The 22,054-nt window shown below is 57.6% G+C and carries 20 protein-coding genes, 2 tRNA genes and 2 pseudogenes; 2 read left to right on the forward strand and 22 right to left on the reverse strand.

Going from position 1 to position 22,054, the window contains the following annotated elements:
• Window positions 1–114 precede the first annotated feature (114 nt).
• The 10 genes and pseudogenes from RHM58_RS10005 to RHM58_RS10050 all read right to left on the reverse strand — a co-directional run bounded on the left by RHM58_RS10005 (window position 115) and on the right by RHM58_RS10050 (window position 9,308).
• Window positions 115–387: a hypothetical protein gene (locus RHM58_RS10005; RefSeq protein ID WP_322270236.1), complete on the reverse strand. Its 273-nt coding sequence runs from the start codon at window positions 385–387 to the stop codon at window positions 115–117.
• Window positions 384–1,364, reverse strand: coding sequence for an integrase domain-containing protein (locus RHM58_RS10010; RefSeq protein ID WP_322270237.1), 981 nt, complete (start codon window positions 1,362–1,364; stop codon window positions 384–386). Before RHM58_RS10010 ends, RHM58_RS10005 begins: the two co-directional genes overlap by 4 nt.
• Window positions 1,365–2,272: 908 nt before the next feature.
• On the reverse strand, window positions 2,273–3,595 hold the full coding sequence (locus tag RHM58_RS10015) for a tyrosine-type recombinase/integrase (protein WP_322270238.1): 1,323 nt from the start codon (window positions 3,593–3,595) through the stop codon (window positions 2,273–2,275).
• 172 nt (window positions 3,596–3,767) lie between these two features.
• Window positions 3,768–3,843, reverse strand: a tRNA-Thr gene (locus RHM58_RS10020).
• Window positions 3,844–3,921: 78 nt separating this feature from the next.
• Window positions 3,922–4,758 carry an FkbM family methyltransferase gene (locus RHM58_RS10025; protein ID WP_322270239.1) on the reverse strand — a complete coding sequence of 279 codons (837 nt, stop codon included), beginning with the start codon at window positions 4,756–4,758 and terminating at the stop codon, window positions 3,922–3,924.
• A 343-nt stretch (window positions 4,759–5,101) separates the two neighbouring features.
• Window positions 5,102–6,334: a methyltransferase gene (locus RHM58_RS10030; RefSeq protein ID WP_322270240.1), complete on the reverse strand. Its 1,233-nt coding sequence runs from the start codon at window positions 6,332–6,334 to the stop codon at window positions 5,102–5,104.
• Window positions 6,315–7,004 (reverse strand): ABC transporter permease, encoded by a 690-nt coding sequence (locus RHM58_RS10035; protein ID WP_201199770.1) that lies wholly within the window; start codon window positions 7,002–7,004, stop codon window positions 6,315–6,317. Before RHM58_RS10035 ends, RHM58_RS10030 begins: the two co-directional genes overlap by 20 nt.
• Entirely contained in the window at window positions 7,001–7,696 is a 696-nt protein-coding gene (locus tag RHM58_RS10040) for an ABC transporter permease (RefSeq protein ID WP_201192248.1), read from the reverse strand. Before RHM58_RS10040 ends, RHM58_RS10035 begins: the two co-directional genes overlap by 4 nt.
• A gap of 78 nt (window positions 7,697–7,774) precedes the next feature.
• Window positions 7,775–8,520, reverse strand: a pseudogene (locus tag RHM58_RS10045) (ABC transporter substrate-binding protein).
• A gap of 13 nt (window positions 8,521–8,533) precedes the next feature.
• A pseudogene (locus tag RHM58_RS10050) lies at window positions 8,534–9,308 on the reverse strand (ABC transporter ATP-binding protein).
• A gap of 562 nt (window positions 9,309–9,870) precedes the next feature.
• On the opposite strand from RHM58_RS10050, the gene gabP reads away from it, so the two are divergent.
• Window positions 9,871–11,262, forward strand: coding sequence for a GABA permease (gabP, locus tag RHM58_RS10055; protein WP_201199777.1), 1,392 nt, complete (start codon window positions 9,871–9,873; stop codon window positions 11,260–11,262).
• Window positions 11,263–11,334: 72 nt separating this feature from the next.
• Here gabP and vapC read toward each other — a convergent pair whose 3' ends face one another.
• The 6 genes from vapC to RHM58_RS10085 all read right to left on the reverse strand — a co-directional run bounded on the left by vapC (window position 11,335) and on the right by RHM58_RS10085 (window position 15,167).
• Window positions 11,335–11,742, reverse strand: coding sequence for a type II toxin-antitoxin system tRNA(fMet)-specific endonuclease VapC (vapC, locus tag RHM58_RS10060; RefSeq protein WP_201256175.1), 408 nt, complete (start codon window positions 11,740–11,742; stop codon window positions 11,335–11,337).
• A complete protein-coding gene (gene vapB, locus RHM58_RS10065; protein WP_201256176.1) occupies window positions 11,742–11,972 on the reverse strand; it encodes a type II toxin-antitoxin system VapB family antitoxin in 231 nt (76 codons plus the stop codon). Before vapB ends, vapC begins: the two co-directional genes overlap by 1 nt.
• A 187-nt stretch (window positions 11,973–12,159) precedes the next feature.
• The gene (locus RHM58_RS10070) at window positions 12,160–12,612 is read right to left on the reverse strand and encodes a hypothetical protein (RefSeq protein WP_322270243.1); all 453 of its coding nucleotides are present in this window, start codon (window positions 12,610–12,612) and stop codon (window positions 12,160–12,162) included.
• A gap of 5 nt (window positions 12,613–12,617) precedes the next feature.
• Window positions 12,618–13,034 (reverse strand): hypothetical protein, encoded by a 417-nt coding sequence (locus RHM58_RS10075; protein WP_201199781.1) that lies wholly within the window; start codon window positions 13,032–13,034, stop codon window positions 12,618–12,620.
• Window positions 13,035–13,071: 37 nt separating this feature from the next.
• Window positions 13,072–14,040 carry an alpha/beta fold hydrolase gene (locus RHM58_RS10080; protein WP_322270244.1) on the reverse strand — a complete coding sequence of 323 codons (969 nt, stop codon included), beginning with the start codon at window positions 14,038–14,040 and terminating at the stop codon, window positions 13,072–13,074.
• A gap of 68 nt (window positions 14,041–14,108) precedes the next feature.
• Window positions 14,109–15,167: a PDDEXK nuclease domain-containing protein gene (locus tag RHM58_RS10085; protein ID WP_322270245.1), complete on the reverse strand. Its 1,059-nt coding sequence runs from the start codon at window positions 15,165–15,167 to the stop codon at window positions 14,109–14,111.
• 259 nt (window positions 15,168–15,426) lie between these two features.
• Between RHM58_RS10085 and RHM58_RS10090 the strand changes: the two genes are divergently transcribed.
• Complete coding sequence (locus RHM58_RS10090) at window positions 15,427–15,876, forward strand: carboxypeptidase regulatory-like domain-containing protein (protein ID WP_201256178.1); 450 nt, start codon at window positions 15,427–15,429, stop codon at window positions 15,874–15,876.
• 117 nt (window positions 15,877–15,993) lie between these two features.
• On the opposite strand, the gene RHM58_RS10095 is transcribed toward RHM58_RS10090, so the two are convergent.
• The 6 genes from RHM58_RS10095 to RHM58_RS10120 all read right to left on the reverse strand — a co-directional run bounded on the left by RHM58_RS10095 (window position 15,994) and on the right by RHM58_RS10120 (window position 22,010).
• Window positions 15,994–16,785 carry a TSUP family transporter gene (locus RHM58_RS10095; protein ID WP_201256179.1) on the reverse strand — a complete coding sequence of 264 codons (792 nt, stop codon included), beginning with the start codon at window positions 16,783–16,785 and terminating at the stop codon, window positions 15,994–15,996.
• A gap of 70 nt (window positions 16,786–16,855) precedes the next feature.
• The gene (locus tag RHM58_RS10100; protein ID WP_201256180.1) at window positions 16,856–17,935 is read right to left on the reverse strand and encodes a hypothetical protein; all 1,080 of its coding nucleotides are present in this window, start codon (window positions 17,933–17,935) and stop codon (window positions 16,856–16,858) included.
• A 331-nt stretch (window positions 17,936–18,266) separates the two neighbouring features.
• A tRNA-Phe gene (locus RHM58_RS10105) sits at window positions 18,267–18,342 on the reverse strand.
• A 103-nt stretch (window positions 18,343–18,445) separates the two neighbouring features.
• Entirely contained in the window at window positions 18,446–18,718 is a 273-nt protein-coding gene (locus tag RHM58_RS10110; protein WP_008149405.1) for an oxidative damage protection protein, read from the reverse strand.
• Window positions 18,715–19,782, reverse strand: a complete 1,068-nt coding sequence (gene mutY, locus RHM58_RS10115; RefSeq protein WP_201199820.1) for an A/G-specific adenine glycosylase — start codon at window positions 19,780–19,782, stop codon at window positions 18,715–18,717. The genes RHM58_RS10110 and mutY overlap by 4 nt, the downstream gene beginning before the upstream one ends.
• The gene (locus RHM58_RS10120; protein WP_322270247.1) at window positions 19,779–22,010 is read right to left on the reverse strand and encodes an AsmA family protein; all 2,232 of its coding nucleotides are present in this window, start codon (window positions 22,008–22,010) and stop codon (window positions 19,779–19,781) included. The genes mutY and RHM58_RS10120 overlap by 4 nt, the downstream gene beginning before the upstream one ends.
• Between the last annotated feature and the right edge of the window lie 44 nt (window positions 22,011–22,054).

Below are 22,054 nucleotides of genomic sequence, written 5' to 3' on the forward strand. Positions count from 1 at the left end.
AAACAACAGAGGTTAGGTTCAGGGGCTCAAGAGGCCCGCCCTAATCTCAATCAAATCGTTGGCTGGCTCAATCTGCCAGTTAGGGATACAGAGCGCGCAGTTGCTGGCATTCGGCTAACGTTGAAAATTCCAGGATTTTCCTAGGCGCAGAGTGATCAGGCTTGTGGTCAGCAGGTAGTAGCGCGTCGATTTCGAGTTTGAGTTCATGTGGTGGTTCAAAAACCAAACGAGATGCTTTCTTTGCCATGTCCATGGATTATCTCGGTTCCAGCGTTCAGAAATGGCTGCTTGAATAGTCTTGGCCTGGCGGATGTGACGTTCGCGTGTGGCATGTGCTCCAGTCAGTGCCCCAGCCAAGAAGATCTCCATATCGAATGGTTTATTCATACCCGACCACCGATGTACGCCGATACCACGTCGATTCGACCGTGTCCCAGCTCATAGCTGATTTGTAAGCGTGCCTCTCGATCAAGGCGTGGATCGAGGCGCCTGCACCTGCCACCGTTGATGGGCGCTAGGTGATGAGTGATCTGCTCATAGCGTTCGCATGCATAAGCCGCGCGCAATTCGTGGAAGCCTTTGAGGTTGTGCTGATGGAGGATGTACCGTGCGGGGCGGACGATTCCCTGTTGGAAATCAAGGTAGCTTTCGTTCGGAGCAAGCAGGTTGCGGCTACCGTCGGGCGAGGTCTGTTCTGCAAACCTCAGTGCGTCACGAACATGATCATCTACCGTAATCCAGCGAGGTCCCGATGCACCTGAACGGCCACCTTTGGTGCCATCCTGGATGTTAATTTTGCCAAGTTGCTCTGCTTCACGTTGCAATCGAGGCAGGTCGGCCAAAATGGCCTCGCGCATGCGCATGCCGGTGGCTCGCGCCAACTGCGCGATGGCCGCGGCGCGCGGCATTTGGTGTTCGCAGAGCACGTCGACGATCCGCTTCGCGTGTTCGGGGTCTTGGCCTTGTGGCAGCGAGCGACGAACACTGGTGCGCCGCATTCCCAGCGTCTTGCTCGGGCTAGGCACTTTCACATACTGATCACCGCGAAGCGCCGCCATGGTTCGGTTCACGCTGGACAATCGGTTTTGCGCGGTGGCGATGCCAATAGCGCCTTGTTCAACCTGGTGACGCAGATGTCCGGCATAGTTCAGCAACGTCTGCCGATCAATCTGCCGCGCATCGTTAAGCCCCGGTCCATCTTCCGACCGACACCACCGTACAAACGCCTGCCATCGATCACTGTGCGCTTTGACCGTGCCGTAATGCCCGCCGCCAAACAGGTCCCGCAATGCCTGCGGCCCGGCATAGCTCAGTTGCCGACCGTAGCCAAAATTGCGTCCATCTCGCCTGCCCACCAGTGCCATGATCAAACTCCTCCCGAAGCCAAACCTTTGAAACTTTCCCCACGTCATCCCGCCACGAATGTTGAGTGTTATCAGGGATCAAGGCCCCTGCGACCTGTGAGGGTTGTCCACTAACGCGGGACTGGCGGCTCTTTACGACCGGGAGCTTGGGCATCTCATGATCTGACCTCCTGAGCACTTCCGAAGACGTGGGCGGGTGGAGGTTGCACTGGCTGACGAGACCAATGCCGCGAGATCCTGAGTCGGGTGAGGGCAGCGATGCGATGACCGGGGCGTGCCTGACTGTCAGTCAGGTGCAGCCCATTCCGTGGGCTGTGGCACCATCATTTGCGTCGCTGTTATAGGTGACTTCGGTGTTTGTCACGCCGATTGTCACGAGGGGGAATGCCGCAAAGCCTTGTACGAGTTGGGCTGCAGCAGCGGTAGGAGCGCCCGTCTCTTTCCGGAAGAAAGAGACGGGCGCAGGTTGGCGCAATGAAATGGCCAAGCGGATAGGTTGCTGCAGGGCAGCTACGAAGGGGTGTGAGTTGCCGCAGTGGCCACTCTGGTAGAAGTAGGCATCCATCACATCGTTGTGACTGTGCGAGCCGCCGGACGCTCATCGCACTTTGGGAGAACCACCACGGTGTGGCGTAGCCTTAAAGGTTCTGGCTACCTGGGTTGCTGTCAACGACAGCGCTTTGCCCGATCTTTTCTACGCCTGTGGATAATTCGGGTCAAGGCTCGAATTTTCGGGAGTTCTGCGGCTGTGGATGAAATTATCCACCGGTGGAAATCAGTGGTTTTCCACAGACACTTGTCTGGGCTTTAGATTTTTTAAGTGAGGTCCATCCAAGCAGGGCGGCTTTGCAGCCCTGTTTGGATGGACCCGCGTGGACAAGCGGATCACTGAGATAAAGACCGAGCGCTTACTCAGTTGCGCCACGTTTTGCTTTTAAGCGAGTGACGTTCGGTCCGATCTGGTTCGCGAATTCGTGGGGGGTGACATGCTCCTGTCGATTCGTCTCAAGGTACCGGCTCCACCAGTTCATGATCAATCTGCGCTCCTCAATGAATTCGGCCTTGTGGATGTAAGCGGCGCGGACGTTGTTGCGTTCTTTGTGGCTCATCTGCCTTTCAATTGCGGTCTCGGACCACAGTCCTGACTCAATCAGTGCGCTACATGCCATCGAGCGGAAGCCATGGCCACAGATTTCGGTTTTGGTGTCGTAACCCATATTTCGAAGCGCGCTGTTCACCGTGTTTTCAGACATCGGTTTCGACGGGTTGGCATCGCCTGCAAATACCAGGTCGAATTCGCCGGTGAGGGTGCGGATCTGTTCAAGCAGGGTCACGGCTTGCGGTGATAAGGGTACAAGGTGGATGTCCCCGGCCATCTTCGTACCTCTTGTTGAAAAGGGTACTCCGTCCAACGCGGGTCGAGTGTCCGGTATCTCCCAGGTGCCGCGCTTGAGGTCGAACTCGCTCCAGCGGGCGAAGCGCAGTTCGCTGGAGCGGACAAACACATGTAGCGAGAGCATGACTGTCAGCCGAGTCAGCGTTCGTCCTTTGTAGGTGTCGATGCGCTCCTGCAATTCAGGCAGACGCGATAAGGGTAAAGCTGGGCGGTGAACTACCCTCGGGGCTTTGATCAAACCCTCAAGGTCGGAGGCAGGGTTTGCCGCGATCTGTCGAGCACGTTTCGCCTCGCGCATGATACTTTGCAGGTAGTTTTGTACCCTTAACGCGATGTCAATCGTGCCACGTTTCTGGATTGCTTCCAGAGGTTGCATCAAGTCGTGAGTGTCTAGGTCGACAATAGCGCGATCACCGATTAGTGGAAAAACATGGGTTTTGAGACGGCTCAGGACCGTCTTGGCATGGCCCGGAGCCCATTTGGCAGACATCGCTTTGTGCCAGTCCAAGGCTGCGCTCTCAAAGGTTCGGCCTCGGATTGTGGCTTGCGTCTTGGCTTGGTGTTTGGACTCGATGGGGTCGAGCCCTTCCGCCAGCATCCGTTTGACCTCCAGGCGCTTCTTGCGCGCATCGGCGAGGCCGACCACGGGGTAGTTGCCGAACGAGGTCAGTCCTTCACGACCATCAGGTTTTACATACCTGAAACGCCAGCCTTTGCGGCCATTGGGTTGGACTAAAAGGTAGAGGCCGTCGCCGTCGAAAAGCTTGTAGGCGCGGTCGGTGGGCTTGGCTGAACGGCAAGCCGAATCGGAGAGTGGGGCAGTGGTGCGCGACATAAGGGTACTCCTCCCTTTATCGAATGACCTTACCCCTATCTTTATCCTTAAAACGGCTGGTATCCATAAGATTTTGGCGGAAACCGACGGAACGCCAAAACGAAAAAACCCGCCATAAGGCGGGTTTTTCGGGGGTTTCAGAGATTTTGAAAGCCTTCTCTGGAACCTTGTATGGTGCCGGCACCAGGAGTCGAACCCGGGACCTACTGATTACAAGTCAGTTGCTCTACCAACTGAGCTATACCGGCGTGTTAGGGCGACGATTATAGCGATTGCGTTGGTTCTGTAAACCCCTGAATTCAGACTATTTTTACTCGACCCTCAGGTTACCCGCGAACCAGTGCTTTTCTGAGTTTCTGAAGCGTGCGCCAGCCCCTACTATTTTGCATCGCGTGCAGCTGCGCTTCGGCCAGTTCGGCCCGTTGCAGGGCGGTGGCGAGTTGTTTTTCAAACCCCAGATCCGCGGCGCTGACGGGATAGCTGAGCAGATGCCCCTGGCACAGTTGAAAGTTGTCGAGGTTGCACGGTGGGATGTCGAAGGCGGGTTTGAGGGCCAGGTGTTCGTTGGCCAGGAACCAGGTGTTGATGCCGTCGAACAGGATGGCTTGGTAGCCGGCGTCGGTAACGAGGTGTTCCCAGGTGTGGTCGCGGGCCCATGGGGTTTCGATGAGGATGATCCAGGGGCGCCAGGCGGCGAAGTCCATGCCGCGCAGGACGGTTTCTTCGTGGCCTTCGACGTCTATTTTCAGGAAGTGGATGGGGCGGTTCTGGGCGTATTGCTCGCAGATGGAGGTGAGGGTGCGGGCTTTGACGGTTTGGCGGCGTACGTCCATGCCCAGGGCTGTGCGTTCCTGGGCGGTGGCCGGGTCGACGGTGGAGAGGCCGGTGCCGGGGATGCCGTAGAAGGTGAGGTCGCCCGCGCTGTCGCTGGCCACGCATTGCAGGGTGGTGTCGTTGGGGCGTTGTTGGCACAGGGCGTCGTAGTAGTTTTGCATCGGTTCGACGTTGATACCGGTCCAGCCATGGTCGTAGAAGGCTTTGGTGACGGAGTCGTGGGTGGGGTCGTTGGCGCCGATGTCGATATAGAAGCCGTTTTCGAACTGTTTGAGGGCGCGCCACAGGCGGATGTCTTCGAAATTCTGTGCGTAAGAAATGAAGGTCACTGTGGCTTCCTGTCAGTTGGATTGTTCTGGGCGGTGGGCGCACTTCCGGCGTCCTTATCTGCTTGTATAACAAGGGCGGTTGCCGGGTGCAATTTTCCGCTGATGGCGTCCGGGATTCGGCGGTTATGTCCTTTTGATTGAATGCTTATGCACAACGGGACGGCCGATAGGCGAGAACGGAGGCAATTTTGTGGACCTGTTCTCATTTGTTCGCAAATCCCTGTTTTTAGGGTTTTTTATTTATGTGAACAAAAAATGACCAGCAGTGTTTCAGTCACGAAACAGCGCATTTATTGGATCCACGAGAATTCCATCAACAGAGTTATCCACAGGCTGAGGCTGTTTAAGGGCGCTCGGCCAAGAGCAGGAAATTGCGTGGTGTGAGCGGGATTCCGCAGAAGGTACCGAGGCGAACGGTGTACCCCTGTTCGGACAGAAAAAGTGCCCGATCGAGTACCAGCCACAACTCCAGCGGGCGGCGGAAAAGGCCCCGCAGCAGCTCCAGATTGCGCACTTCGGCCAGTCGCTGCCAACCGGCGGCTTCAAGGGTTGGCCAATCCTGCGGGCCGATTGTGGATAACTCTTTCAGTGCGGCCAAATGATGGCAGTAGTCGGCGAAGGATTTATCCAGCCATGCACTGGGCAGGGACGGCGTGGGCAGGTATTCGTCGACGCCCCGCAGTTGCCGTTGCAGCAGGTCGAAAGCAAGACGTCTGGCCATCGAAGTATCGCGCTGACGTCGGACGCGAGCACCGGCAGTGACGGTTTCGCTCATCGGCAATGCGAGATCGTCGAGGGACAGCTGTAGGACCGATCGCAAACCCGCCGAGGAAAGCGCCTCATAGGCAGGAAGGCTGATCCGGTTATAACAGCAGGGCGCGACGGCCAGTTGTTTGCAGCCCACCGCACTGGCAAGTTGGATTAACCGCACATGCAGATCACCACAGGCGTGCAGCGCAACCGGGGTGTGATCGTTCTTCAATAAGGAAGCAGCGCCAGCCGCGAGTACATTTTGCTCAACGTGCAGCGCATGCAACTGATGACGCTGGCTGAGTGCCTGACCGCTCAGCACCAAAGAAGGGTCGTATTCCAGGCACGTCAGTTGTTGCCCGGTTTGCAGCAAGCGTCGACCCAAGTGACCTTTGCCCGAGCACCAATCCAGCCAATGTTGCGGCAATGCAGCAAATGACAAGCGACTGGCAAACGCCTCGATCTGCTGCCACTTGCGTCCCGGCACATCGACATTTAACCGATGCCCGGCCGCTTCAAGCGCTTGCGCCGGCAACTCGCCCACTGAACTCAGCTCAAGCGACAACGCCGCCAATGAAGCAAACGGCTCCGGCGCATCCAGCAAGCAAGGTTGGTTATGACTGTTTTCCGCTTCCTCCAGCGACCGCCCGCGTAGCCATAAAGCCAGTTCCGGGTAGGACGCTTCCCAAGGAAGCTGCAGATGAGTAAACGGTCGAGGCTTCCACAGCGCCTGATGCTCAATCAGAAAAGCATCCAGCGCTGCGAAACGGGCGAGTAGGGCCTCGCCCGTCAGCACGTAGGAGGAATCAACGTCCTTGGCAGGCATCGACGCGCAGCCAGCGCTCCAGCAGCTTGAAGCCGCGAACCAGCACGTAAGCCATCAACAGATAGAACATGCCCGCGGCGAAGAAGATCTCCACCGGAAGGTAGGTCCGGGCAATGATGGTGCGGGCCATGCCGGTCAGTTCCAGCAAGGTCACCGTGCTGGCCAGGGCACTGGCCTTGAGCATCAGGATCACTTCGTTGCTGTAGGCCGGCAGGCCGATGCGCGCGGCACGGGGCAGGATGATGTAGAACAGCGCTTTGGGCCGGGACATGCCCAGTGCTCGCGCGGCTTCGATCTCGCCCGGTGGAATCGCCTGGATCGCGCCCCGCAGGATCTCGGCTATATAAGCCGCTGTGTGCAGGGTCATGGTCGCCGTGGCGCACCAGAACGGATCGCGCAGGTACGGCCACATCGAGCTGTTGCGCACGGCATCGAACTGCGCCAGGCCGTAGTAGACGAGGAACAGCTGAACCAGCAACGGCGTGCCACGGAAAAAGAAGATGTACGCGTAGGGCAATGACCGTACGTACCAGAGTCGCGATGAGCGCGCGATGCCCAGCGGAATCGCCAGCAGCAAACCGGCGATCACGGCGATGGCCACCAGTTCCAGGGTCAGCGTCGCGCCTTGGGCCAGTTTCGGCAGCCACTTGATGATGACTTCCCAGTTCATGAGGCGCTCCTCGCGAAGCCGCGAGCGGCACGTCGTTCCAGAAAGTACATGCCGGTCATGGCCAGGATGGTCAGGCCCAGGTACATAAAAGCAGCGACCATAAAGAAGGTGAACGGCTGCTTGGACACGGTCACGCCGATTTGCGCATGACGCATGATTTCTTCCAGGCCGATCACCGACACCAGCGCGGTGTCTTTCATCAGGATCATGAACAAGTTGCCCAGGCCCGGCAGGGCGATGCGCCACATCTGCGGCATGATCAGCTTGGTGAAGATCCGGAATTTCGACATGCCCAAGGCCACGCCGGCTTCGCGGTGACCTTTGGGGATCGCCAGAATCGCGCCGCGAAACACTTCCGTGGCGTAGGCGCCGAAGCACAGGCCCAACGCGATTACGCCAGCGGCGAAGGCATTGAGTGCGAGGTCGGGATTGCCGAAAAATTCGCCCAAGGCACGCATCAAATTGACGGTGCCGAAGTAGATCAACAGCACCCAGAGCAATTCCGGGATGCCACGAACCAGGGTCGAATACGTGCCGCCCAGCCATTGCAATGGCTTGTGCGGGGAAGTCTTGGCCAAGGCGCCGAGCAGACCGAGCACCAGCCCCAGGCACAAGGCCGAGAGTGCCAGTTTCACAGTCATCAGCGCGCCAGCGGCGAGCGCCGGGCCGAATCCGTAGAGGTCGATAATCATGGATTTCTTTTCAAATCGCGGCAGGCAATGCCAAGGACCGGCACCGTCAGCGAACGGTGCCGGTCAGGCAGGTCAGAATCAATAGATGCTGAACGGGAAGTACTTGTCGTTGATTTTTTTGTAGGTGCCGTCTTCAACGATTTCTTTCAGAGCAAGGTTCAGCTTCGCGCGAATCGGGTCGCCTTTACGTACAGCGATACCGATCTTGTCGCTTTCTTCCACCGGGTCGCCTTTGAATTCGTAAGGGCGGCCGGCGTCGCTTTTCAGCCACTCGTAGTTGACGTACTTGTCCGCGAGGATGCCGTCCAGACGACCGGAAGTCAGGTCGAGGTAGGCGTTTTCCTGGGTGTCATAGAGTTTTGTTTCAACGCCTTCCATGTGGTCTTCCATCCAGGTGCCGGCGAGGGTCGCACGTTGTGCGCCGATCACTTTGCCCTGCAGGGAAGCCTTGTCGGTTTTGAAGTCGACGTCTTTCTTGGCGATGAATTGCAGCTTGTTGGAGTAGTACGGGTCGGTGAAGTCCACCGCTTGCTTGCGCTCATCGGTGATCGACATCGAGGAGATCAGGAAGTCGAACTTCTTGGCGTTCAGGGCCGGGATGATGCCGTCCCAGTCAGAGGTGACCACGGTGCATTCGACTTTCATCTTGGCGCACAGGGCGTCGCCGATTTCTTTGTCGAAGCCGACGACATTGCCACTGGCATCTTTATTGTTGAACGGCGGGTAGGCCGCTTCGATGCCCATCTTCAAGGTTTCGGCGGCGGCACCGGCGCTGAAGGCCAGGGTGACGGCGGCGGCCAGGAAGATTTTTTGTAGTTCTGCATGCGGGTAGCTCCGTTAGCGGTTGCTGGACATGAATTGTTTGCAGCGCGCCGAAAGCGGGTTGTCGAACACCTGCTGTGGCGATCCTTGCTCTTCGATCAGGCCCTGGTGGAGGAACACCACTTCGCTGGAGACCTGACGAGCAAAACCCATTTCGTGGGTCACGAGCAGCATGGTGCGGCCTTCTTCAGCCAATGCGCGGATGACATTAAGTACTTCCTGGACCATTTCCGGGTCAAGGGCGGAAGTCGGCTCATCGAACAGGATGACCTTGGGTTGCATCGCCAGCGTGCGGGCAATCGCCGCCCGTTGTTGCTGACCACCGGACAGTTGCGCCGGGTAAGCATGACGCTTGTCTGCGATGCCGACCTTGGCCAGCAAGGCTTCGGCGACTTCGATGGCTTCGGCTTTGCTTTGGCCGAGCACCCGGCGCGGGGCTTCGATGATGTTGTCGAGCACGCTCATGTGCGGCCAGAGATTAAAGTTTTGAAACACAAAACCGATCTCGCTGCGCAGGCGATTGATCTGTTTGCCGTCGGCGGCAACCAGTTCGCCGTTCTTCGCGGCTTTGAGTTTGAGTTCTTCGCCGGCTACCAGGATCTGGCCCTGGTGCGGGTTTTCCAGCAGGTTAATGCAACGCAGGAACGTGGACTTGCCGGAACCGGACGGAACCCAGGATCGAGATCACATCGCCGTCGCGGGCGGTCAGCGAGATGCCTTTGAGCACCTCAAGCTGTCCGTAGCGTTTGTGCAAGTTGCGGATTTCAAGCGCGGGCGTGGCCTCAGCCATGTGCGTTCCTCATAGTGTTTCGCTCCTGCTGTTGGTGGCCTTCCTGGCGAGGCGGCCAAGCTAGCATAGCGTTCGAATGGCAGCCAACAGCGCTACGGGCGGTAAACGGATGGTGTGTGGCAGGTTGTCGCATCGGTGGAGCAGACTGTCGCGCTGCTATCAACCGAACAGACGTTTGACCCCGCTTTAAATACAAGCCGGAGCGGGGGGCACGTAAAAAAAGGCGCGATGTTGCCAGCTTTGACGGGGTGTTGGAAGCGCTAACCGGACAAACGTTCCGGATCTGCACTTTTATTGTGCGTCGCGCATTTTTTAAGTGTGTTTATGGTGCGTTGATTCGTCCTTCAAGTGGGTCGCTGGGTAACGCTCTGGCAAATTGCCATTAATCTCAATGACTTGCGATGACCGTCCGGTCAGCCTAAGAGCCGCGGTTCTCGGGACTCTGTAACATTTTGGCGCAATTATTGCGTGCAGAATACGGAACGCCCCGTTGGATTCTTTTTACGAGAAAGAAATGCCAGACGCGGTGGACTGAATCGCTTTCCTTGCAAAGGTAGTTTCAATGAGCAGCACCCAAAGCTCTAATGGCCTCGAACAGGGGCTCAAACCGCGTCATGTGACTATGTTGTCGATCGCTGGTGTTATCGGCGCCGGCCTGTTTGTTGGCTCGGGCCACGCCATCGCCGCTGCCGGCCCAGCCGTGCTGTTGGCCTACGCCGCTGCCGGCGCGCTGGTCGTGCTGGTGATGCGCATGCTCGGCGAAATGGCCGTCGCTTCGCCGGACACTGGCTCCTTCTCGACATACGCCGACCGCGCGATCGGGCATTGGGCCGGTTTCACCATCGGCTGGTTGTATTGGTGGTTCTGGGTGTTGGTGATCCCGCTGGAGGCCAACGCCGCCGCGACCATCCTGCATGCCTGGTTCCCGAATGTGGCGATCTGGGCCTTCACCCTGGTTATCACTTTGCTGCTGACGGTGACCAACCTGTTCAGCGTGAAGAACTACGGTGAGTTCGAATTCTGGTTCGCTCTGGTCAAAGTTATCGCGATCATCGGCTTCATTGGTCTCGGCATTCTGGCGATTTTCGGCTTCTTGCCGAACAGCCAGGTCAGCGGCGTTTCGCACCTGTTCGACACCCAAGGCTTCCTGCCAAACGGCATGGGTGCTGTATTGGGCGCGATCCTGACCACCATGTTTTCCTTCATGGGCACTGAGATCGTGACCATCGCGGCCGCGGAATCGAAGAACCCTGGCCAGCAAATCTCCAAGGCCACCAACTCGGTGATCTGGCGGATTGGCTTGTTCTACCTTGTGTCGATCTTCATCGTTGTGGCCCTGGTGCCATGGAACGATCCGGTTCTGGCTGCTGTGGGTTCCTACCAGACTGTACTTGAGCGTATGGGCATCCCGAATGCCAAGCTGATCGTCGACATCGTGGTGCTGGTGGCTGTGACCAGTTGCCTGAACTCGGCGCTGTACACCGCTTCGCGCATGATGTTCTCCCTGGGCAAACGCGGTGATGCGCCGGCCGTTTCCCAACGCACCAACAAAAGCGGCACGCCGTACTGGGCAGTCATCCTGTCCACCGCTGCTGCGTTCCTGGCAGTGTTCGCCAACTACGTGGCCCCGGCCGCTGTGTTCGACTTCCTGCTGGCCACCTCTGGCGCCATCGCGTTGTTGGTGTACCTGGTGATCGCCATCTCGCAACTGCGTATGCGCAAGCAGCGTATGGCACGCGGCGAAAAAATCGCCTTCAGCATGTGGTTGTTCCCGGGCCTGACCTACGCGGTGATCATCTTCATCGTCGCGGCCCTGACCATCATGCTGTTCCAGGACGCCCACCGCGTGGAGATCCTCGCGACCGGGTTCCTGAGCTTGCTGGTAGTGGCGGTCGGCTTGTTCGTAGCCCGTCGTCGCAAGATGCAGAAGGTTGGAGCGGTGGTGTTGAACTGATTCACATCGCGTAATGCAAAACGGCCGCTGTCAGTGATGACAAGCGGCCGTTTTTGTTTTCCGGGCAGTGTTTCAAGTGGGGTGAACCCAATCCTCAACCCGTAAGCCAGGTACGCGTTCAAACTCCCGAAGATTATTTGTTATTACGGTGAATCCTTGTGAGCGCGCGTGGCCGGCGATCATCTGATCATAGGGACCTATCGGTGTTCCTGCTTTTGCCAGTTCTGAACGAATCATCCCGGTGTGAGCGGCGGCATCGTAATCGAAAGGCAAGATCTCGAGGCGGGCAGCAAAGCCCTCGATGACAGCGAGGTTCTTTTCCGGCGCTGCGGATTTCTCTGCACCGTAGATCAGTTCCATCAGCGTAATTGCACTGATGCACAACTGGCCGTGATGACGATTAAACGCCTCGCGTACAACTTGGGGCTTGTTCTTGATGGTGAAAATACAGATGTTTGTATCGAGCATGAACTTGATCATCAGAACGACTCACGCTCCTGATCGATAGGTTGTTCACGGTCGGTCATGAAGTCTGTACTCACGCCTTCGCCGTCGAACCAGCTATCCCAAGCTTCTCCAGCGGGAGTGATGATTCGTGCTCTGCCGATGGCGATTACATCAACTCGTTTCACATCCCCAGGCATCGCTACGGCTTTGGGCAGGCGAACGGCCTGGCTCCGGTTGCTCATGAAAATGGTGGTTTGCTCCATGTTGTCCTCCTGCTCTTTTGCTGCAGTTGTGAGTCCAAAGGATAGTTTTTAAGCGGGATATGTCAATGGGATATACGTGTCGAGTGACAAAGGGTAGCGACAGACCTGGGCACGTTTTTGTTCTCTACAAAAAAACGGCCGCTGTCAGTGATGACAAGCGGCCGTTTTTGTTTCTATTCGAAGGCGATTACTCAGCCTTTTCTTCCTGCGCGTCCAGCGATTCGCGATAGCTATCCAGCGCAGTGCCGAAATCAGTGATGAACTGCGGATCGGTCAGCCAGGCCTGGGCGGTTTCGCGGTCCATGCCGTCGGTCCACATGCGGTAGTCGATCAGCATGTCGGCGGCCAGGTGGGTGGCGGCCATGGCTTCGTTGTCGGCGTTTTCCATGTCCAGAAGTTCTGGGTGGTCGCTGATGATGTCGGCGAGGTTCGTCAGCAGGGTCAGTAGCATGTCGTTACGGCCGATGGCTTCGGCGTCGCGCATTTTGCTGAACATCGCCAGGGTGTATTCCGGGATCGGCTCGCCGATGTCGCCCAGGTCATCGTCCAGCTCGGCGGGTTTACGGCCGTGGATATTGATTTGCTTGGCTTTGATCTTGGCGCGTTTGGCGCGTTTTTGTTGCTTGTTCAGGGATGCCATTAATTTCAGTTCGCTTTCGGTTGTGTTTGGGCCGCGATGGCGTCGGACGCCGCCACGTAGTCAGCCTGGAAGGCTGGGGATTCGATCCACGCCAGGGCGCCGGCTTCGTCCGCTTCGGTGGACCACTGGCGATACTCGATCAGCGCCGCGAGGATGAAGTCCATCGCGCCTTCTTCGCCTTCCTGTTCGTACACCAGCGTCAGCAATGGGTCTTCGAGGAAAGCCGTGCACATGGCTTGCTGACTGATTTTTTCAGCGTCGATCATGGTCTTGAACAGTTCGGTCAGGTCCACCGATTCGAAGTCGATGCGGTCATCGTTCGGGTCCAGCTCCACCGGCGCGGCAGCCCGTTGGGTGCGGTTCTGCTTGGCCTTGGCTTTGGCGCGGGTGGCGCGTTTTTGCTGCTTGTTCGCGGATGCCATGGGCGTCGTTCCGTATTTCGTTGAGAGGGCAGGTCACTCAGCTACGTGAAACTCGCCGCCCGGGAGTATCGGGGGCCAGTTCGCCGTTTTGCAGCCAGGACAATGCAATGGGCCATAGTGTGGCTTGGTATGGGCTACGAAAAAAGGCGAAATGTCCGACTTCTTCTTCGCCAATGTCTTTCGGGGCGATTCGCAGATGGGTGGTCGTGCTGCCGGTGAAGTAGCCGAGCAAGCGCTCAATGGCCGGGATCGTGCCGAAAGGATCGTCGCTAAGGCTGATGGCCAGGGTTTTTGCGGTGACATTGGCGAACGGCAGCCGACCGTGCTTTGCGTGGATCACGCGACCGCTGGGGCGCTGCTCGTAGCGAGCGGTGGGCGTGCTCCAGTCGCGGACGACGCCGGCGGGCGTGTCTTCCAGCCAGCCAAGACGTTTGCCGGGGAAGTAACCGCAGATCATCGTCATCAGCGGCATCACCAGGTGCCATTTGCCGAACATTCGCCAACGGTGAGCGGGCGCATAGTCGCGCCAGTAAGCGAACTGCGCGCCGACCGTCACCAAGTGCCGGATCAGGTGCCCAGAGGCCCCCAGGCCCGCCGCACAGCCGCCAAAGCTGTGGCCGACCACGTCGATGGGCTGGCCGGGGAATTCACGCTGAGCGCGCTTGAGCATCGCTTCGAAATCCAGCGCGCCCCAGTCGGACCAGGAAGCGTCCAGCCCTTTCAGCGACGCCGGCCGCGATTCGCCGATGCCACGGTAGTCATAGGTGATGACATCGAAGTCATTGGCGAACAGGTAATCGGCGAAGCGCGAGTAGTGTCGGCAACGGACCGAAGTGGCGGCGTTGATGATCACGACCGGGCGGGCGGTGTCCTGGAAGGCGTGACGCCAGGTGAAACCGCCGAGGGTGAAGCCGTCGCAGGCGGGTTCTTTGAAGGGGGCGCTAGTAACTGGCGACGTTAACTCAGCCTGGGCTGGTGCCGGTGAGGGCATGTCCTGCAAATTCATTGGCTTTGGACCTTTGCGGGTAGCTGCCAACGATAGTCTTCGCGCAGCTTATGGACAATCTGTCGGGGTTATCGGTCTGTTTGGTTGAGCAGACGCTCTTCAATTGCCCGTCGTTCCCGATCCAGCTCAGCGCGCAACTCCTCCTCGCTCGGCAACACCAGTTTGTACTTGCTGGCGAACAGTTGTTCGTTGCCCTGTAACACCGAGTAGCGCACCACTGACTCGTTTTTTTGCGCGCAAAGAATGATACCGACGGTGGGCCCGTCTTCATCGTTGCGCTTGAGGTCGTCATACATGCGCACATACATGTCCATCTGGCCAACATCCTGATGGGTTAATTCACCGCGCTTGAGATCGAAGATGACAAAGCATTTGAGCAGGTAGTTGTAGAACACCAGATCGATGTAGAAGTCTCTGCCTTCGGTGCTTATGCGTTGCTGGCGGGCGACAAAAGCAAAACCATTCCCCAGCTCGAGCAGGAAGCCCTGAAGTTGCTCGATGAGTGCTTGTTCAAGTTCGGTTTCCAGAACGAGTCCTGCATTGGGCAGGCCGAGAAACTCGAGCATCACGGGATCCCGGATGAATTCCCGAGGGCTGTCGGTCATCGCTTTGATGTTGGTAGCGGCTTCCGTCATGACGGGAGCCTTGTCCCGACTCATCAATAGACGCTCGTAGTAGAGGGTGTTGATCTGGCGTTCCAGCGCGCGGCTTGACCAGTTTTGATTGGCGGCTTCGTCCATGTACCACTTGCGTGCCTTGTCGTTATCGACACGTAGCAGCCTTCGGTAGTGGGTCCAGCTCAATTCGGAACGCAGTGCGTTCCAATTTGGAAAGGTCTGATAAAAGTCCCGCATATACCTCAAATTACGGTCATCAAAACCTTTCCCAAACTTCCCTGTCAGGTCCTTCGCAAGCGTCGCCAGCAATTGCTTGCCATACGTGGCCCTTTGGGCACCTTCCTGCTCGAACTCGACAATATGCCGGCCAATCTGCCAACAGGTTTGTACTTGAGCGGTATCGACCGCTCTCAAAACCTTCTGGCGCGCCTGGCGAATCAATTCGCCAAGATTGCCAAGCAGTGAGGCGAGTTGTGGGTCTTGAGTGTTGTCGGGTGTGAGGGCGCTCATGAAGTTTTCCGCACCTGGATTGACTGGCGGAAAGAATGCCAATGACAAGCTAGTCAGCGATGCCGGGCGCTGCCGAAAAACCGGCAGGAAATTCCGATTCAATTTGCAGGACGCCACCGGCTGCGTCCGACGTTTAAGGAATACAACGCGTAGTCCTATTCGCAGTCGTCCCAAGTTCCAATCAATCTAAAACTTGGGTGTCCCGTCAGAAATCTAAAGGGGTAACGATTGGGCTCCGTAGAGCCCGGGAGTCGCCATCATGAAGTACATTCATTCACTCGTATTGCCACTCGCCGCCCTTGGCGTGTTGATGTTCCCAACCCTGTCGCATGCCGCCAGCCTCGATCCGGTCGACAATTCCGGTGTACAAGCCCAGCAGCAGCAACAGAACGGGATCACCTACCTGTCCGGCGGTATCGGCGAGGACGAGTCAAAGGCCATTCAGCAGTCCAAGGGTTATAACTTGCACATGACCTTCTCCGTTGGTTCGCAGAATCAATACATTCCCGACGTGGAAGTGGTCATTCAAAAAGCCCAGGGAGAAACCGTGCTGACCCTTACTCAGGCCGGCCCTCTGGTTTACGTTCAACTGCCTGCCGGTAAGTACACCGTTGTTGCGACTCGCAACGGCGAGGTGCGGCGTGACGTGACGGATGTAGGCAGCGGCGCTGCTCGCAATCTAGTCTTCCACTGGGGCGAGGCAAATTAGGCGCCTCGGATTTGGGGCATTGGCTTGTCAGGCTGTCGTGATTACGATTCTCAGCAGGCAGAGGCACCCGCGCTGTGAGAAACGACTGTTCAGTTCCTGATCAATACTGGCCAGTGCTTATAGCGATGCCAATGATTGGAGGACTGCTACACGCAAAGGATTGGTTTCCACGCTCAGCAGTTTGATGGCTAAGGCGCAGCAGACCACGATCAACATGGGCTTGATCAGCCGGGGACCGACCCGAACAGCCGCTCGTGCACCTAGCTGTGCACCGATGAACGCTGCCAAAGCCATGGCTATGGCAATCGGCCAGATAATTACCCCTTTGGTGATAAAAACCGATAGAGAGCCCAGGTTGCATGAGGCATTGGCAAGTTTGGTGAAGCTCATGGCCCGCATCATGCCGAGGCCACAGAGAAGGACAAACCCGACAATGAAGAAAGAGCCTACGCCGGGGCCAAATATGCCGTCGTAGAAGCCCAGGATGGGCGCAACGGTAAACGAGAAAAGCAGGATGCCGATTCTCTTGCGCCGGTCCTCACTGGCCAGTTTTGGCGAGAGCGCAAAATAGATAGCCACCAGAATCAGCATGATGGGCACGCACACTTCCAGATAACGCTTATCAATAGAACTGACCAACAAGGCGCCACCGGCGCCGCCAATAAATCCGCAGACAACCAGGAAGCGGCCTTGGCGCCACTCGATCAAGCCCTTGCGAGCAAAGGTTATGGTTGCCGAAATAGTTGCCGAAGCAGCCTGGAACTTGTTCGTTGCAATTGCACTGATCGGATCTACACCTGCCAGAAACAACGCAGGTAAGGTGATCAAGCCACCACCTCCGGCAATGGCATCAAAAAAGCCAGCGCAAAAGGCGACAAGCGCCAACATGCCAATGACATCCCAAGACATTACATTCCCTCTTTATCGTTGTTGGCCAGTCATCACATGACGGGTCGTTCAAGCCTGAGCATTTAAAAAATCAGCCCTGCAGCAGTAATGGGTCATCTGAAACAACGATAGGAGTCGAAAATTTTGAAAGTCCGAAGATGCGAACCAAGACCCGCCTGTTGTCTTTGATGACATCCCGACAGTGCAGAGCCCGGGTGTTATTGATGGCCATGGCCGATTCCTGGGTCAGCGTGTATTTGGCGGGAGTTGCTTCGTCCACGCCCTGACAAAGGGCGGTGTAGGCTTGTTTAACAAAATTCGAGACGTTCTCGTTGACCGAAAAGCGATACGAGTTGAAACGGGCGGCGAAACCGACTTTGTCGTCGAACTCCAGAATCGAAACGTTGCGGCCATCCTGTCCTCTGCCACTGACAAAGGAATCGCTACGAGTGAACTGAAAGTTACCCGTGGTCAGTGCGAGGCAGTTGGTGACGCCAATTTTTTCGAGTATGGGAGGCAGTGGAATGACCCGAGTAGGTTCCAGGCTCGGGTTCCACAGGGCGGAAAGTATGAGCGACGAGGGAGAGGGTGAGTGCCCGTCTTTCGCGTTCACGGCGCACCAGTAAGGCGCCTCGGTATGCGGGCCAAGTGCGAGGCCGGAATGGGAGCTCAGTTCTTTGATTTCCGGCTCGGCATTGATTTTGATAAGTCCGCCACCCTTGAAGTTGGCCACCAATCGAACCAGTTTTCCTTCGTTATCCATGTCATAGGCAAAGGCAGTGTTATCCACCAGTTTCAACAGGATCTGACTACGGGCAGCCAGGCAAAGGATGTCGTATCGATTTTCGAGGGATGTCAGGTTTGGTAGTTCATTTGGAGGGCTGACATCGGTGAATTTCTGTAACCCTTCAAAGATCAACACAGAAACCAGGCCGTCGGAGTAGGCACCCAGCAGCTCACATTGGTCTTTCGAAAACGAGAACTTTAACTCGGTGGCTGCCAGAGAGGCTTTGGACTTGGCTCCTGGTGCCTGCGGCCCGCCGATCGCGGCCAGTTCTTCGGCGAATCTGTGAAGTAGGGTCGCTTGCCGAATATCAAAGCTGAAAGTTCTGATTTCTTGTTCAGTAAAAAACTCGGCGGTTTCGACGTCGTGTTTGATGGCGCCAGTCATTGTCTACATCCCTGTCGTGTATCTGCTCCCGGTTATGCGGCAGATCCTCCTTCGATTCTGCCCAGTCCGATAATCTGCGTATGTCATCCATTTCCGTTAAAGCCTACGGAGCGTTCCGACAGACCCGAAGGACAGCCAAAAAGGTTCGATCACCCCTGCTGATGCTTTTCGCGACTAGGCCTCGGCGAGCGTTACAGGCGTTTCCTGGCGTGGCGATAGGAGGTGGGGAATTGATGCTTCGTCCGGCGCTTCGATGGTGAGTGGAGCGGCGCCTGATCAAATCGCGGGCATAAAAAAACCCTGAATCTTGCGATTCAGGGTTTTCGGTATTTGGTGCCCAGAGACGGAATCGAACCGCCGACACGGGGATTTTCAATCCCCTGCTCTACCGACTGAGCTATCTGGGCAACGGGGCGCATTAAACTGGTTTTTCAGGGGGTCGTCAAGAAAGTTTTCAAAAAAATTTTAATTATTACCGTCGCTTACGTTCCGACCCCCGAAATATCGGGATTATTCAGCCGGCGGAACGTAGCCGTCAGCCTTGGCGTATTCCTCGCCGGAAAAGAACTTGTCCATCTCGCCCTGCAGATATTTTCGATCTTCGGCGTTCATCATGTTCAGGCGTTTTTCGTTGATCAGCAGCGTCTGGTGTTTCTGCCAGTCGGCCCAGGCCTTGGCCGAGACGTGGTCAAAAATGTCCTGACCTTTGGCGCCCGGGAACGGGGCGCGCTCCAGGGCTGGCAATTCTTCTTTGTACTTGCGGCACATGATGGTGCGGGTCATGACGACTCTCCTGCGTTCAATACGGCGGCCGCGCGTTCGAGCAAGGTTTTGACCGGGGCGGCAAGGCCCAGGCGCGGCGGGGTGGCGAGGTTATACCAGAGCCAGTCAGCCTCGGCCACGTGATGACCGGACTCCTGGACCTGGACCAGCCAGGGTTCGATGGACAACTGGAAGTGGCTGAAGGTGTGGACCAGGCTCGGCAGCGCTTGTTGGCTGCCCAGTTCCAGCGAGTGCTGCGTGGCCAGATGTTGCAGGTCGTCGAGGTCGTCGAGTTCCGGCAAGCTCCACAAACCGCCCCACAGGCCCGTGGAAGGCCGCCGGTAAAGCAGAATCGCACCTTTGCCGTTGGCGAGCATCGGCATCAACGTGCGCTTCTGTGGCACGGTTTTGCGCGGTTTGGGGATCGGGTAGCGGGTTTCCAGGCCGAGCATGTGCGCTTCGCAGCCCTTTTCCAGCGGGCAGAGCAGACAGCTCGGTTTACTGCGAGTGCAAAGCGTGGCGCCCAGATCCATCATCGCCTGGGTGTAGGCGTTGACTCGATCATGCGGTGTAAAGCGCTCAGCGTTCGCCCAGAGCTGTTTGGCGACCTTCGGCTCACCCGGATAACCCTCTTGCGCGGTAAAGCGCGCCAGGACCCGTTTAACGTTGCCGTCGAGGATCGGCGCCCGCAGGCCCATGCTCAGGCTGGCGATGGCGCCGGCCGTGGACAAACCGATGCCCGGCAGATCGACAAGCTTTTCCACATCACGGGGGAATTCGCCGCCGTATTCAGCGACGACGATCTTCGCGGTCTTCTGCAGATTGCGTGCGCGAGTGTAGTAGCCCAGGCCCGTCCACAAGTGCAGCACTTCGTCTTCCGGCGCTGCAGCCAAGGCTTCAACCGTCGGCAACGAAGCCATGAAACGGTCGAAGTAGTTCAGCACGGTGCTGACCTGGGTTTGCTGCAACATGATTTCCGAGACCCACACCCGGTACGGGGTGATGCCCTGTTGCCAGGGCAAGTCGTGGCGGCCGTGGCGGTCGTACCAGTCCAGCACCGCCGATGAAAACTGCTCGGCTCTCATCGCTTGAACAGCCCCTTCAATGCGTTTTTCAGTTCAGGACTGACTTTGTCACCAAGCTTCTCGTCGATCTTGTCGCTGAGCTTGTCGCCGGCCAATTTAGCCGCGACCTGGCCCATGCGTTCGTTGTCCAGGCGGCAGGCCTTGGCTCCCAGTTCCAGCGGACCACGGCAGCGCAACGGCCACTCGATGCCGACGAACTTGTCGCCGACCTGGCAGGCCGGATCCGGAATGGCGCTGGTATCGCCTTCGACGATGATGCCGACGCGATAGTCCATGCCCAGCACCCGCAGATCGACGTCGCCGTCACCGTTGACGGTCATGCCCGGGGTGCGCACTTTCATGTCGGGATTGCTGGCCACGCCGTTGCGAAAGGTCAGGTTGCCCTTGAGTTCCTGGAACGGCGTGTCCTTGCCCCGTGGTTCGCCGCTGAGGGTTTTGCGGTTCAGGGTGGCGATGCCTTTGCACAGTTGCTGCTCAAGGTTGGCATTGAGCAGCACGCCGTTGTTGATGACGAAACTGGCGTTGCCGTTGAGGCTTTCGATCAGTGCTTTCTGACTGTTGCCGTTGCCGGTCAGCGCGCTGGTGAGCGTCACCAGGCCTTTGACTGGCGGATTTTTACCCTGGCTTTCGAGGATCTTTTCCACCGGCACTTTGGTGATATGGGTTTGCATACTCAGGGCCGGCACTTGCTGACGCACGTCCAGGGTGCCCTTGGCTTCGAAGTTGCCGTTGTACAAGTCGCCGCGCAGGTTTTCGAGGGTCAGCAAGCCGCCCTGGCCGGAGGCTTTGAGCGCAGCGTTCTGGATGGGCAGTTTGTCGAGGGTCAGTAGGCCGAAGGTCAGGTCGGCATCTACGTCCAGTTTACTCAGGCGTTCCACCGGCAGCAGGCGCTCGGTGCTCCAGGCGCCTTTGGTCGGCGACGGTGGCAGCGGTGTAGTCCCGGCGCCAGCCATGGCATCGGCCTCGGTGCTGGCCACTTCGGCCTGACGCACTTGCGTGGCGCTGTTGGCTTCGGCGGATTTGGGCGGCAAGTAACGATCGACGTTGAACGTGTCAGCCTTGAGGGTGGCGCGCAGCGATTGCTTGGCGAAGTCCTCGACGGCGATCCGGCCACTGAAGTTGCTGTCGTCGACTTTCAGGTTGATGTTGTCGAACGCCAGGCTGGTGGGCGTCCCGGCGAGACGGCTGACCAGCTCGACTTTGCTCAGGCTGCCTTCGGCCATAGCCGGGAGTTTCTGGCCGATGCTGTCGACGAATTTGGCCAGGTCAAACTGGGCAATCGACAGGCCGCCGTTTATTTGCGGGGTCTTGTCGAGGTCGTTGACCTTCAGTTCACCCAAGGCGCGCAACTGGTTGGCAGAGATCTTGATCCCGGTCCATTCGGCGACGTTGGCCGCTTTATCCAGCAGCAACTGGCCCTGGGCGGCGAAGGTCATGGTCTTGCCTTGCAGTGGGTCGCCAGTCACTTCGCCGGACAGTTTCATGTCTTCGAACTGGTAGCGCTGAAGGGCACGGGCGATGCGCAGCTCACCGTTAAGCTCGGTACGAATCCGCAGTGCAGGCTGGTTCGCAGACAGGAACGCCGTGAGTTTGAGCGGAATATTGGTCGAATCGTGAACAGCGCCGGTGCTCATCTGGATGCTTTCGGCGCTGTAGTTCTTGCCGGTTTTTTCATCGTTGTATTCAACCCGCGCGTTGTTCACGGTCAGGCTGTCGATGTCCAGGCGGATCGGCTGCGGCGGTTTTTCCGCTACAGCGGGGGCTTCTGGCGCAGGCTCGCCGGCAGCCGGCGGGGTGCCAGCTGGAGCAGTGTTGGGCTCTGGCGGGAGCTTGCCGATGTCTTCCCAGTTGCCGTGGCCGTCCTTGTCGCGGTTCAGGCGCAGGTTCAAGCCTTCGACGCGCACGTCACTCATCTGTACTTCACGGCGCAGCAGCGGCAGCACGCGAACCGACAGGCCGAGCATTTGCAAGTCTGCGTAAGGTTCGTTGGGTTTGATCAGGGTCGCGATGCTGGCGTCGTGCAATTCCAGGCCCAGCCACGGGAACAGGCTCCAGCCGATATCGCCATTGAGCGTCAGCTCGATGTGGGCCTTGTCGCGGGCAATCTGGCGAATCTCGTCTTTATAGTCGTTGGGATCGAAGAGGTGGGTCAGGGCAAAGCCCAGCGCCACAATGATCAGCAACAGCCCGAGAAGTACCAGACCCAGGATTTTGCCGAACGCTTTCATGGGCGAGTCCTTGTAGTTAGTCGAATTCGAAAAATAGCCGGGGA

The sequence above is a fragment of the Pseudomonas sp. 10S4 genome (assembly GCF_034344865.1).
Taxonomy (GTDB): domain Bacteria; phylum Pseudomonadota; class Gammaproteobacteria; order Pseudomonadales; family Pseudomonadaceae; genus Aquipseudomonas.

Coding starts and splice junctions, on each gene's coding strand:
- RHM58_RS10030 (WP_322270240.1), bottom strand. CDS start 6,334: ATGCCTGCCAAGGACGTTGATTCCTCCTACGTGCTGACGGGCGAGGCC.
- RHM58_RS10015 (WP_322270238.1), bottom strand. CDS start 3,595: ATGTCGCGCACCACTGCCCCACTCTCCGATTCGGCTTGCCGTTCAGCC.
- RHM58_RS10110 (WP_008149405.1), bottom strand. CDS start 18,718: ATGACCCGCACCATCATGTGCCGCAAGTACAAAGAAGAATTGCCAGCC.
- RHM58_RS10070 (WP_322270243.1), bottom strand. CDS start 12,612: ATGGCATCCCTGAACAAGCAACAAAAACGCGCCAAACGCGCCAAGATC.
- mutY (WP_201199820.1), bottom strand. CDS start 19,782: ATGAGAGCCGAGCAGTTTTCATCGGCGGTGCTGGACTGGTACGACCGC.
- RHM58_RS10090 (WP_201256178.1), top strand. CDS start 15,427: ATGAAGTACATTCATTCACTCGTATTGCCACTCGCCGCCCTTGGCGTG.
- RHM58_RS10100 (WP_201256180.1), bottom strand. CDS start 17,935: ATGACTGGCGCCATCAAACACGACGTCGAAACCGCCGAGTTTTTTACT.
- RHM58_RS10040 (WP_201192248.1), bottom strand. CDS start 7,696: ATGATTATCGACCTCTACGGATTCGGCCCGGCGCTCGCCGCTGGCGCG.
- RHM58_RS10005 (WP_322270236.1), bottom strand. CDS start 387: ATGAATAAACCATTCGATATGGAGATCTTCTTGGCTGGGGCACTGACT.
- RHM58_RS10080 (WP_322270244.1), bottom strand. CDS start 14,040: ATGAATTTGCAGGACATGCCCTCACCGGCACCAGCCCAGGCTGAGTTA.
- RHM58_RS10035 (WP_201199770.1), bottom strand. CDS start 7,004: ATGAACTGGGAAGTCATCATCAAGTGGCTGCCGAAACTGGCCCAAGGC.
- vapB (WP_201256176.1), bottom strand. CDS start 11,972: ATGGAGCAAACCACCATTTTCATGAGCAACCGGAGCCAGGCCGTTCGC.
- vapC (WP_201256175.1), bottom strand. CDS start 11,742: ATGATCAAGTTCATGCTCGATACAAACATCTGTATTTTCACCATCAAG.
- RHM58_RS10120 (WP_322270247.1), bottom strand. CDS start 22,010: ATGAAAGCGTTCGGCAAAATCCTGGGTCTGGTACTTCTCGGGCTGTTG.
- RHM58_RS10010 (WP_322270237.1), bottom strand. CDS start 1,364: ATGGCACTGGTGGGCAGGCGAGATGGACGCAATTTTGGCTACGGTCGG.
- RHM58_RS10095 (WP_201256179.1), bottom strand. CDS start 16,785: ATGTCTTGGGATGTCATTGGCATGTTGGCGCTTGTCGCCTTTTGCGCT.
- gabP (WP_201199777.1), top strand. CDS start 9,871: ATGAGCAGCACCCAAAGCTCTAATGGCCTCGAACAGGGGCTCAAACCG.
- RHM58_RS10085 (WP_322270245.1), bottom strand. CDS start 15,167: ATGAGCGCCCTCACACCCGACAACACTCAAGACCCACAACTCGCCTCA.
- RHM58_RS10075 (WP_201199781.1), bottom strand. CDS start 13,034: ATGGCATCCGCGAACAAGCAGCAAAAACGCGCCACCCGCGCCAAAGCC.